The following is a 12,142-nucleotide window of genomic DNA, read 5'->3' as shown; positions in this document are numbered from 1 at the left end:
CATGGCCTATGCAATGCATGAACTCGGTTTGACAACCGTGCTGGTCGGATAACACCCCTTGGAAATGGCCGCAGCACTCCCTGATGACGCATCTAAATCAACCCCACAGTGGCATGGGCTGCTGAACGCCCTTTGAGTTTTTGCGAATGCCTAGCCATCAGTTTCCACGCATCTCTGTCGTCATCCCCTGCTATAACGCGGAACGCTACATCGCTGCAGCCATTGAATCCGTTCTAGCGCAAGAATGGCCTGATCTGCAAATAGTCGTTGTTGATGACGGCTCCAAAGATGCGTCCGCACAAATCATTCAGCAGCGCTTTCCTCAAGTACTTCTGGTGCAACAGCCCAATCAAGGCGTCGCCGCGGCAAGGAATACGGGCATCGCAGCCTCTAACGGCGAATGGATCGCCTTTTTGGATGCGGATGATTTGTGGCTACCGGGCAAGCTGCACAGGCAATGGCAATCACTTGAATCCAACGCCGAAGCCCAAATGGCCTACACCGCTTGGCAAACCTGGGAGAGCTCAGACGCGACGCCCACACCCGCATTCTTGTCTCAACTTGAGAATGACGCCCACGATGCTGCGAAATGGCAAGGAGCATCTGGATGGATCTACCCCCAACTCCTTCTGGACTGCGTGGTGTGGACCTCTACCGTGTTGATGCAACGCACGCTACTGCGCGAAATTGGCGGTTTCAACACAACGCTACGCATTGGTGAAGACTACGATCTTTGGTTGCGCGCCTCGAGACGCACCCCCATTGCGAGAGTGAACGCGCCAACAGCACTCTACCGTCAACACCCGGAAAGCATCACCAAATCCGCGCCGCAGAAAAACTACCAGGGAGAGGTCGTTCAGCACGCACTTGTCCAATGGGGATATCAATCACCTGATGGTCGATACGCCGATAAAGTGGAAGTCAGCAGAAAGCTCGCAAGGATTTGGAGCGACTTCGGCGCAGCTCACCTCACAAGCAGGAATTTCTCGCTGGCCAAGCATGGCGGCTTAATGGCCATACGCACCGACTGGCGTGATGCCCGTGGATGGAAGGTTCTAGCCAAAAGCATACTGCGTTGCCGATAAAGTCCCATCCTCGACAAACGCAGCAAATGATCGCCCCCTGCTCCAGCGCCGGCCCCATACAGCCGTGCTAACGACGCAGCCAGTGCGTTTGACAACACCTCAACGCTATCCCCCATTGCAACGATAGACCACGAGCGGCCGTGGCGTGTGGTCCGCGCGTTCCATTGTCATGGTCTTGAAATAGCGGCAATGGGCTCGAAGATACTCATCAAATCCTGGTACATCCACCAACCTATCACTCCCCGGCGCACTGGTAACACCAGTTACCAGCCCGAGATAACGCGGCGGGGTGCCGGCGAAGTCTTTCCACAGTTGTTCTAAGTTTTTGGCTTGTATCTGGGCCAGACGCTGACCCTTGGTGCTTTCCGGAGAAGGTGGCGTATACAGTTCAAACTTAGGCATACCAGGTAGGGCCCAAGAAAACAAGATATTGGATGCAGGAATCAGTCCGTTATCGGTATAAAAGCTGGGCCATGAAGGCCCCAAAACATAAGCGTACTGACCGCTTGCGCCTTCAATCGATGGGGGTCGAGAAATGCCGACGGGCGGGTCACCACGACCAGCATTGTGATGCCAAACCTGCAGCAGTCCGGTGAACGCACTTACGCCCAGAACAATCCCAAGCATCACGGCCTGCGGCGGGCGGGCACGCTTCAGATCTGTCCACAGGTCACCAAACGCCACACCCGCCAGAATCGACATAAAAACCCAAATGGGAATCGCGTGGTAGGCCCAAAACGTAGGCGCAGCCATGGCCGCAGCAAACGTACAGAAGGCAGCCGACAATACCAGCCACCGACCAGCCAAGCTCGCGGCCGGTTCTTTGCACACCAGCCTGCGGTAAAGCGTCTGCAGCATGCCAAGCACAAACAACGCGACCAGCAGCTCGCGCCCGGTTGTGACCAACTCGTACACATTTGCAAAACGCATCACATAGGCGTGAAAACCTCGGGACACACCTCCGGCATAAACCGACGGGTAAACCAAAAAACTGGCCAAAAAGCTTTCTGCCTGCCCTTCCCAAGAGACGCCCGCCAGATACCCAATAAATGGGACACTGCCCGCCAATGCAACGCAAGCGGTACGGCCCAGAGTCTGCCGCCAATGCGCCCGCCCCATCCACAAAAGCCAGACACAGGAAAGCCCTAGAAAAATCACGTTAGTCTGCTTGACCAGCACAGCCAACCCCAGCAGCAGCCCAGCGCCCAAACATTTCCCATGAGCCACGGGACGCGGCACGGCCATCAGGCCAAAGGCAGCAAGTACCAAGAGCAAGCCTATAGATTCGGTTTTCAGCGCCCAGAACTGCGCATTCGGCGCCAGGGCTGCAATCAACAAGACCACCGAGGCCACCGCAGCCGCCCTCTCCGCCAAACGCAAAGCCAGTTGGGCGACGCCCCCCACCATCAGCAGCATCACGCCAAAAGCGGCCAGTTTGCCGACCCAGACGTTATAGAGATAGGAGTGGGGCTGTACGAATTGATGGATCAGATAGATCAGCGGCGGCTTGTTGTCATGACAGCCAGGATTGAGCCATAGACCGGTGATCGAATGCCGAGCTGCGCAGGAATAGAAGTACAACTCGTCAACTTGTAATTCAACGGCAGCAAATGGCCCAAATTCAAGGTAGGCGAGGTAGCCAAAGGTCAGGAAACTGAGGCTCAGAACGGCCAGCAAGGTGAACAATGGCAGCCGTCTGACGATGGAGCGAAAAAACAACGGGGAAGCTCGCAACAAACTCAACACTCCTCTTCACCATGGCTCGCGGGGCGACGCATGTCACCACAGCACGCAGACCATACGCCTAAAACGCCAGATCAAGCCGCGAGAAACCCGCCATTGCAAAGCAGAAAAATTGTCACGGACCTCGGCCATCATATCCACGATTGCGCTCCCACCGAGGTGGTTGCGCCTCGCGCGCCCAACTCCGCGCCAACCAAAATCTCCACTCTCCCGCACCAAGGGGAGACCTCAAATTTGGATTGACGCTCAAGTACCGGCAACAGGGCCTCGTTAGAATGCCCGGATTTAAACCAGAACAAACTTCATGATGAGCAGGCCTACTCGTGCGTCATCGCGCCCAGCGTCACGCTTGCTCCAGCCGCCAAGGCTGCTTGCCCCCCACCGGGTTGATGTTGGCAAAGCATGTCGGGCACCGTGAAGATGCAGTTGACAAGCGGTCGGCGCGCAAGCTTGGTACGGCGCGCCTTTTTTCCCTCCAGCAACAATCTGAGCCAGCGCGTGGTGCACGGCGCCGCGTTCACGTTCCTCGGCATTGCAATCCGCAGCGGCGTCACCATCGGGTCGATGGCGGTGTTGGCGCGCTTGCTCACCCCCGCAGACTTCGGCCATATCGCAATGGCCACGCTGGTGACCGAGCTGGCGGCTTTGTTCAGCAACTTCGGCTTCGGCTCGATTTTGATTCAGCGCGCGCGCTTGTCCCGACTACAGATAGACACCATGTTCTGGGCCGCACTATTGCTCGGCGTGATGCTGTCGGTGGTGGTGTTCGGTCTGTCTTTTGTTTCGCAGTTGGTATTTGACAATGCCTTGGTGGGTGAATTGCTGCGCGCTTTGTGCATCGTCTTCATCTTTGAAGAATTGACAGTCGTGCCGCGCAGCCTGCTGGCACGGCTGATGCTGTTTCGTGCCGACTTTGCCGTGCAGGCCATCATGATCCTGCTGCGCGCCGGGGTATCTGTTCTCTTCGCAATGCAAGGGGCCGGTGTCTGGAGTCTGGTCGCCGGCTCCATTGCTGGTGCGGTAGCCCAGTCGGTGCTGTACCTGATCGTTGGGGGCTATTGGCCCCGGCTGCGTTTCAACGCGGCATTTCTGCGTGAGACCTGGCACACCAATAGCAGCTACTTCGGCAACGGCCTGCTGTTCTATCTCAATTCCAACCTGGATCTGATGCTGATAGGCCGTGCACTGGGTGCCAGTTCGCTGGGGATCTACCAGAATGCACGCTCGCTGACACAGGAGATCAACACGCGCATGGCCCAACCGTTGCAGCGCGTGCTGTTTCCAGCCTTTGCTCAGGTGCAGAATGAGCCGGAGCGGTTTCGAGATGGCATTGCGCGCAGCGGTAGATTGCTGACCTTTGCACTTGCGCCGGTCGGTTTTGGTCTGGCTGCGGTTGCGGACGAAATCGTTCCCTTGCTCTATGGCGATCAATGGATAGAGATGGTCCCCGTACTGCAGGTGTTCGCACTTGGGGCAGGTTTGACTATCGCAGCCAGCATCAATGCATCGATCTTCAATGCCAAGAACCGTGTAGGCCTGGCATTCAAGCTGTACCTAGCCAATGTGGCGATCAATGTGATCCTGATCGTCGTCGCCAGTCGCTGGGGAATGATGGGCATCGCCTACGCCAAGCTGGCCCTGGGCTTGATTGGTCTCGTCATCTTGCGCGTCGCCATGGGCCTGGTGCAGATGGACTCGCGTGACCTTTGGCGCATGGTCGCGCCACCTTGTGCCGCAGCTGCTCTGATGCTCGCGGGTATCACGCTTGTGAGGCCATTGGTCTACCAGGTACTTGACCCCACGGCGCTTCGCTTGGCGGCACTCGTCATATTCGGCATGCTGAGTTACGGCGTGTTTGTGCTGCTTGGGGCACGGACCCACGTGAACGATGCGCGCGACGTCATCGCTATGTTGCGAGGCAAACGAGGCAAGCGATGAAAGTCTCAGTGATTGTTCCCACATTCAATCGGGCCAACTACATCGCCGAATGCCTGGATAGCCTGCTGACGCAGAGCATGCCGGCGCACGAGATCATCGTGGTGGATGACGGCTCCGAGGACGGAACGTCGGAACTGCTCGAGGCCTACGGCACCCGCATCCGTTACGTGCGCAAGGAAAATGGTGGCAAGCCGAGCGCGGTCAACCTGGGGTTGTCGCTGGCCGAGGGCGATCTGATCTGGATCTTCGATGACGATGATGTCGCGTTGGCCGATGCGATCGAAACACGTGTCGCGGTACTCAGCCTGCATCCGGAAGCGGGCTTCGTCTACAGCCCACATTTCTACGGCAGCGACGGCCCCGGGGGGCGCATTGCACGTGGCCGCCCACACGTACTGCCGCAGATAGCGCATGAGCAGTTGTTATCTGTGCTCATGGAGGGCTGCTTCTTTCATTTGGCAACGGCGTTGGTGCGGGCTTCGGCATATCGCACGCTTGGTGGCTTCGACACGAATTTGCTGAGTTCCGAAGACTACGATATGCAACTGCGCCTGGCGCGTCATTTTCGAGGCGTCGTGTCGACAGCCCCATGCTTTGTTTTCCGCCAGCATACCGGCTTGCGAGGAGCAAAAGCGATCCGCTACGCGGGAGCGGATCGCGGCAAGGTGTTTCGTCGCTTCGATCAGCGCGTAGGACACAAGCTGCGGGCCGAGTTGCCCCTTGGCGACTATCTGGTGCCGCGTCAAGCTGACGGATTGTCTGCGCAGCAACAGCGTCAGGCTCTTCTGGCGCGAGCTGTGGTCATGGGAAGCAAGGGCTGCATTCCGGAGCTTTTGCAAGATGCCGCGACCGCGCTGTCGCACCACGTCGAGGGACACAGCTTGTCGCACTCCGAGTACGAGCAACTGGCCCGCGCTATTCGTACTGGCTACGCCTACGACGCCTTGGGCGATCAAGGATGGGGGGGCGCTGGATGGGAGGCCCCCCTGCTGGCACAACCTGGCGGACGCAAGGCTATCCTGGCGTTGGCAGACGGTATCTGGCGCATGGCGCGTGGTTATCCCGGCAGTGCAAGGGAACGTTGGCAAAAGCTGCGTAGCGCTGCCATGACCGCCCTCGTTGCGCTGAAATGATGCTTGGTCATAGATAAGCAAAAGAGATTCCATGCACCGCGGATCAAGGGGCTGCCCACGGTTTCGCTAGATGTGACATCCCGCACAACCCGGGCCCCCTGCTGGAGCCACTGGAATCGTTGGTTGGCATCACGATGGCGTCGCATGAAGTCGTCGTAGTGGACTTAGGCTCCATCTACTGCAGCAAAGGTTGCACGCACCTGCAATTGACCGGCTTCACTATTAAATTGCGCAGCGCTACTGCGATTTGTCCGCACTCTTCGCGCTTTCCGACAGCGCGAATTCTGGCCTCTATGTCGCGCTGTTATCCATCAGAATACTGGATGGCGCTGGCAGCATGAGGGGGCTATATGCAGCAGATTCACCAATTTATAGTTCGGACATCAGCCCGATCCGTCTTTACTAGGCTGATGATAATCAGAATCTTAGGATGTGGATTTTCCCGGCGAATGTTAACAGTTACTGCCACAGTGACGTCATACCACTCACCGTCCGGAAAAATATGATTGCACTCGAGTTCCAATCCCATTCAACACTTGGCCTGCAATTTTTTGATATTTTTTCGACATCAGGGATACGATTTAAAGCCCAAGAAAATTCAGCTCACCGAGAGTAGTTTTGAGTATTCTGAGAAAACAGGTTTTCATCGAAAAGTTACGAAAGATTTTTAAATATCATTTCAAAAGCTGAATTTCACCAAAATTGCCGCATGCAACATGGTGAATTATGCTTCAACAGACTCAAGTAGATCGATAAAACTTCCTGCGAGCATAGATCGCTTATGCTTTTCCAACCAAGAGTCGATACTACTATTATCGAGACTCTTCTTGTACTCCTTAATTCCCATAAGCGCTGCATAGAGTTCCTGATCATTATTTTCAGAAAGCACAAATCCTGCCCCCAACATGGAAACCAAATTTTCAACCTCCCCCCCGGAACCATAGACAAGAATAGGGGTTTTCATGGAGATGTAGTCATACAATTTCCCTGGGCGATATCGATGTAACCGGGGCTCATTGATTAGAATAATCCCATCCGAATCCTGCATTATTTTCAAAGCAATAGTTTTAGGGACAGATTCAACTATTTCAAGCGACTCTTTGTATTTGAATTCATTCAGCTGTTGAATTGCTGAACCACTTTTGCTCCCCACAAATGCTACGCGAATACAGCTCGAAAGCTCTGGATGCTTTTCAAATACCTTTTCAAGACAATGCAGCACACCGCCAGGAAGCGTGTGCTCACCTAGGTGCCCCACAAATGCAATCCGCAAATTGACCGGAGCCAATGGATTGACAGTGTCCTCCCCAGGCACATCCTCCGCCTCCCAGCCGTTGGGAATCAGAGCCACACGCTTGTTGTCGGGAATATTAAAAACTTTCTTTTGATGCAAAAAATGCGACTGCGTCGTAAAAATAATAGCGTTAGCATTTTCAATGCATTTTTTTTCGAAATACGTGTCTGTATTGCCAGTCTCAACAAAATCAAAAGGACACTCTGTCCACTCATCTCTGTAGTCGAGAATGTATGGCACACCACAAAATTTTGCGAGAACCCATGCTGCAACAAAATTATGAAATGGTGGCCCTGAAGCAACAATAACAGAGGGTGGATTCTTTAAGCAAACCTGTTTCCCCTGTTTAATCGTTTCAATTAAATTCAAAAATCCACCACTGATCGTTGGGCAGAATAACTTGTGACTTGGACTAATTTTCGACTTCTCAAGTCGAACGATGGTTCCGATATTTGAAACATAGTTCTCCAGATACCTTCCTGCCTCTGTAACATGATCTGGAGCAGGCCCGCTGAGTACAGTAATATTCCATCCACGCTTTTTTGCCTCACGCACCATTGATGCAGGGCGATAAACCCCTCCCGTTACATCTGGAGGATATGCCCACGTCAGCAATAGCAGGTGCTTATGCGCAGAAAATACTTGGGTAGATCTTGATTTTAATAAATGAAGGCATCCCCAATATGCCTTAGCAGTATCAATTAGTTTCTTGAACGTCTGTAGCATGGAGTTTTTATGTAAAAGCTTTGTTTTTAAGAATCATTAGCTTTGACGCTGTCACTTTCAGTTTTTCGGTGCAACTCATTGCATCCTTGGAAATATTCTTCGCCATATTGACAACAGTTGAATAATCCTTACTGAGAAAGGCCGCCCAGAGAATTTCGTGATACGAGACTTCAATTGCATTTTTTAGAGAGTTAACCTCATCCTCCAAAAGCTCTTGTTCATGCAGCAGAATTTTCCATATATTCATTCTACCGATTGCATTCAAAAGCGATGAGCTTGAATCATTGCCAGCATGGCATCGGTAGTGAACCGTTGGCGTCCATATCACTGCAGTTTTTCCCTGTCGTATCGCCCTATAGGCAAACTCAAAATCTTCGGATTTTATGCCGCGTAGATTTTCATTCCAGCCGTTGAGTTTCCCCAATAAACTTCGATGCACAGCCATTGCCGATGGCCAGAATGGGTGCACAGGGAGCAGGCGCGTGACAGGAAACTGCCCGATCACGGAAAAGTTGGTGCCCGGCCTATAAGGAAGTCCTTGCCAGAATTGACTGGATAGGTCCGCAATTTCGTCAAACATGGTGCTATTCGCAAGCCAGCCCTCACCAAACTTGATGAAGTCGCCAACGATGAGATCGGCTTTATCGCACGCCATGACTTCACTCAACAGCGCATGGCGCTCAGGGAGCCACAGGTCGTCGTCATCCAGATAGGCAATCCAGTCCCCCGTTGCCGTACGTGAGCCTAGATTGCGAGCCTTGGGCTGGCCGCCATTCGGCTGCCAAACATAGTGAAATTGCGCGCCAAACTGCTCCACGACTGCTCTCGCGCTACCACTTCCCCCGTCGTCCACAACAACGACCTCGTGCAAAGGGAGGGTTTGTTGACTCAGTGATTTAAGACATTCGGCTAACAAGGCGTCTCGTTGGTACGTGATCACAACAACGGATAAGGTCGGCATGCTGAGGTCAAGGAGTAAAAATGTTCACAAAAGGGAATCCTGGGGCTGCCGTGCAGCGACTGCATTTGGAGCAGATTAGAACTGATGACGGTACCGTGCCCCTGCAGCGCGCGTCAAGCCAGTTGTCGCCTCGGTTGAAACAGTCCCTGATGCCCCCCGCCCCATCGCTTATCTTGGCAGATAACAATAAGACAATGAACACCGTTAAACATACGGACTCGGTCATGCTGGTCCGGCTCGCGGCACCATCGATTCGTTGTGCATGATTGGTTCAAGCACCCTCTCGGCACAAGCGCCGGGATGGTCTTTCAACACAACAACCAGTACACCATCAAAATCGAAGCGGGCCTATGTCAGTCCGACATGGTGCGAATAAGACCGACCAATTCGTAGCCCGGTTACGGGATAGGCGCGGCTAAGGACCAACCAGTTTTTGCGGATCTGCCCCGTAAGTCCCCCGGCAAAATTTCAAAAAATCAAACCCGTGTGATTTTTGAATGTCACAACGCGATACTGCTCATCCAGGCAAACTTCGCTCACATTTCCGACGACATGCATTTTCCGTTCAACCCGTCACTCTCGCGGCCACTGTGCGTCGCAGTCCTCATGGGCCTGTTGCTGCTGAATCAGGGCATAGCCAGAGCCGCGACCTTTTACGTCGGGCCCCAAGACTCACCGAACAAGCTGCGTGAAATCGTGGCATCCGCCCAAGATGACGATGTCGTGGAAATCGCACCGGGTCAGTACCTCAACTGGCCGCTGCTGATTGAGGGCAAACGCATCACCTTGCGCGGACTAGGCACGCGTCCGGTGTTTGCGTCGAACGGCGCAGCGACTGAAGGCAAGGCGCTGTGGGTCGTACGTCGCGGCCGCGTGACCGTGGAGAACATCGAGTTCCGCGGCGTGCGTGTAGCAAGTGGCAATGGAGCAGGCATTCGTTTTGAATCGGGACATCTCGTCGTCAACCGCTGCGCTTTCATTGACAACGAAATGGGACTGCTCACGGGCAACGATGCAGATGCCACGCTCGAGGTGCTCAACAGCGAGTTCGGTGCAGCGCCACGTTTTCAAGGCGGGGCACTGCACCATTTGCTGTATGTCGGTAGCATCGCTTCGGTCAAAGTCCTGGGCAGCCACTTTCAACAGGGGTTTCAAGGGCACTTGCTCAAATCACGTGCGCGCGAAAGCCGCATCTTCTACAACATGCTGGTCGACAGCAGCGATGGCCAAGCCTCTTACGAGCTGGAGTTTCCCAATGGAGGCTTGGCATTTGTGGTGGGGAACATCATTGGCCAGAGCCAAACCACGGCGAATCCAGCCCTGATCTCCTTCGGAGCAGAGGGACCACGTTGGCCACAAAACGGGCTGTATTTGTCTCACAACACTCTGCTCAATCCGCTGAGCAACGGCATTCTGGTGCACAGCTGGCAACAGAAATTCTCGCCCCCTTACGAGGAGTGGCTTGTGAATAATTTGGTCATCGGACACGGCAGCCTAGGCAGCCCTCTGGCTGGGCACGCACAAGGCAACTATCATACGGACCGCTTGCTGGAAGTGACAAACGACCCGAATGCGTTGCTGGCCGTAGCCCGCGCCGCTTCTGCGTATGCCAACACCGATGCCGGCACCGCCCACCAACAAAGCCTGGTGCCCACCGCAGAGTTCCGTCTGCCGGCTGGCACCCGCGCGTTGACGCTCAACCGTCAGCGCTTGGCAGGCGCCCTGCAATAGCCGCCGATTCATTCAAGTGCCGATTCCAATCTACAGATTTAAATCGTCTTCCCGTTACTAGACAACCTTACCAACCCGCCATACCTCATGTCCACGCAACGCCCCTCTCTGGCCCTTGGCTCACCTCGCTTCTCCGGCGCAGCAACCACCGCGATGGCTCGAGACCAAGGACTCGTTGCCGCATGGAGCCAACTGGGCCTCGCCGCCGACGTGAAGAAACTATCGGACGTCCAGGGCGACTTTGCCCTTGGCCTGCACTTGCCGGACGGTAGTGTGTTGCTAGCGGTCGACCGCTTCGCCATCCAGACGCTTTGTTATTGTGAAACGCCGGAGGGTTTGCAGTTTGCTCAGCGTGCCGACGAACTGGCCGACTTCAGCCAGGGCGTTGACCCGCAGGCCATCTTCGACTACCTCTACTTTCACTGCATTCCTTCACCACGCACCATCTTCAAGGGCGTGTTTCGTCTGCCGCCCGGCCACTACGCGTTGTGGAAAAACGGCAAGTTGACGGTTGCGCCCTACTGGCAGCCGGTGTTCAAAGAAGCTCAGAACGTCTCGTTCGACACCCTGCGCGATGAGTTCCGCAGCCTGCTGCTGGATGCAGCCCGCGAACAACTCGACGGCAGCAAACCTGCATGTTTTTTAAGTGGCGGCACCGACAGCTCTACCGTCGCAGGCATGGCGGGCTTGGCTGCAGGGCAGCCCGTCGCCAGCTACTCCATCGGCTTTGAAGCCCAAGGTTATGACGAAATGGCGTTCGCCCGTATTGCGGCCAAACAATTCAAAACCGAGCATCATGAATACTATGTGACGCCCGCCGACCTGGTGAAAAGCATTCCCATGGTGGCGGCACATTTCGACCAACCGTTTGGCAACTCTTCTGCCGTGCCCTCCTACTACTGCGCCAAAATGGCCAAGGAAGACGGTGTCAGCAAGCTGTTAGCGGGCGACGGTGGCGACGAGCTTTTTGGCGGTAACAGCCGCTACGCCAAGCAACGTATTTTTGGCTGGTACCAAACGCTGCCCGGCCCACTGCGTACCCACGCCATGGAGCCCCTGCTCGGTACCGCCGCCGGCAAGCTGCCGTTGCTGCGCAAAGCGGCTAGTTATGTAGAACAAGCCAGCGCCCCCATGCCAGACCGCTTGCAGATGTACAACTTGGTGATGCGCCTGGGTGTGGCCGATGTTCTTACACCGGCCTTCCTGCAACAGGTGGACCAAACACTGCCGCTGCGCTGGCAGCAAAATGTGTGGCGCGCGACCCCTCCCGCCAGCGCAGTCAATGAAGAACTGGCTTTCGACTGGCGCTTTACCCTGGCAGAAAGCGACCTGCCCAAGGTGATGGGGGCGACAAGCCTGGCAGACGTCAAGGTCGGCTTCCCTCTTCTGGACGATCGCTTGCTGCAGTTCTCCATGAACCTGCCCACGAGCTACAAACTCAAGGGCTTGAAGCTACGCTGGTTCTTCAAAGAGGCTCTGCGCGGCTTCTTGCCCGACGACATCATCACCAAGAAAAAGCAAGGCTTTGGCC

8 protein-coding genes are annotated in these 12,142 nt (G+C 55.0%); 5 read left to right on the top strand and 3 right to left on the bottom strand.

Annotation, left to right across the window (positions count from 1 at the left end):
• The first annotated feature begins 146 nt into the window (after positions 1-146).
• Positions 147-1,085 carry a glycosyltransferase family 2 protein gene (locus tag ACFQ95_RS18585; protein WP_422833341.1) on the top strand — a complete coding sequence of 313 codons (939 nt, stop codon included), beginning with the start codon at positions 147-149 and terminating at the stop codon, positions 1,083-1,085.
• 105 nt (positions 1,086-1,190) lie between these two features.
• Here ACFQ95_RS18585 and ACFQ95_RS18580 read toward each other — a convergent pair whose 3' ends face one another.
• The gene (locus ACFQ95_RS18580; protein WP_422833339.1) at positions 1,191-2,822 is read right to left on the bottom strand and encodes a hypothetical protein; all 1,632 of its coding nucleotides are present in this window, start codon (positions 2,820-2,822) and stop codon (positions 1,191-1,193) included.
• A 408-nt stretch (positions 2,823-3,230) separates the two neighbouring features.
• Here ACFQ95_RS18580 and ACFQ95_RS18575 point away from each other — a divergent pair, with 408 nt between their 5' ends.
• Both ACFQ95_RS18575 and ACFQ95_RS18570 read left to right on the top strand, forming a co-directional pair.
• On the top strand, positions 3,231-4,766 hold the full coding sequence (locus tag ACFQ95_RS18575) for a lipopolysaccharide biosynthesis protein (RefSeq protein ID WP_422833338.1): 1,536 nt from the start codon (positions 3,231-3,233) through the stop codon (positions 4,764-4,766).
• Positions 4,763-5,899: a glycosyltransferase gene (locus ACFQ95_RS18570; RefSeq protein ID WP_422833337.1), complete on the top strand. Its 1,137-nt coding sequence runs from the start codon at positions 4,763-4,765 to the stop codon at positions 5,897-5,899. Before ACFQ95_RS18575 ends, ACFQ95_RS18570 begins: the two co-directional genes overlap by 4 nt.
• Positions 5,900-6,623: 724 nt before the next feature.
• On the opposite strand, the gene ACFQ95_RS18565 is transcribed toward ACFQ95_RS18570, so the two are convergent.
• Positions 6,624-7,919 carry a hypothetical protein gene (locus tag ACFQ95_RS18565; protein ID WP_422833335.1) on the bottom strand — a complete coding sequence of 432 codons (1,296 nt, stop codon included), beginning with the start codon at positions 7,917-7,919 and terminating at the stop codon, positions 6,624-6,626.
• Positions 7,920-7,926: 7 nt separating this feature from the next.
• Entirely contained in the window at positions 7,927-8,880 is a 954-nt protein-coding gene (locus ACFQ95_RS18560; RefSeq protein ID WP_422833334.1) for a glycosyltransferase family 2 protein, read from the bottom strand.
• Between the two features lie 486 nt (positions 8,881-9,366).
• Here ACFQ95_RS18560 and ACFQ95_RS18555 point away from each other — a divergent pair, with 486 nt between their 5' ends.
• Positions 9,367-10,611, top strand: a complete 1,245-nt coding sequence (locus ACFQ95_RS18555; RefSeq protein WP_422833333.1) for a hypothetical protein — start codon at positions 9,367-9,369, stop codon at positions 10,609-10,611.
• Positions 10,612-10,764: 153 nt separating this feature from the next.
• Positions 10,765-12,142, top strand: a 1,378-nt coding sequence (locus ACFQ95_RS18550; protein WP_422833332.1) for an asparagine synthetase B family protein, incomplete at its 3' end; no start/stop codon positions are given.

The sequence above is a fragment of the Variovorax sp. HJSM1_2 genome, from assembly GCF_049316285.1.
GTDB lineage: Bacteria > Pseudomonadota > Gammaproteobacteria > Burkholderiales > Burkholderiaceae_C > Rhodoferax_B.
Note: the sequence above shows the minus strand (reverse complement) of the source record. Positions and strands in the feature narration are given on the sequence as shown.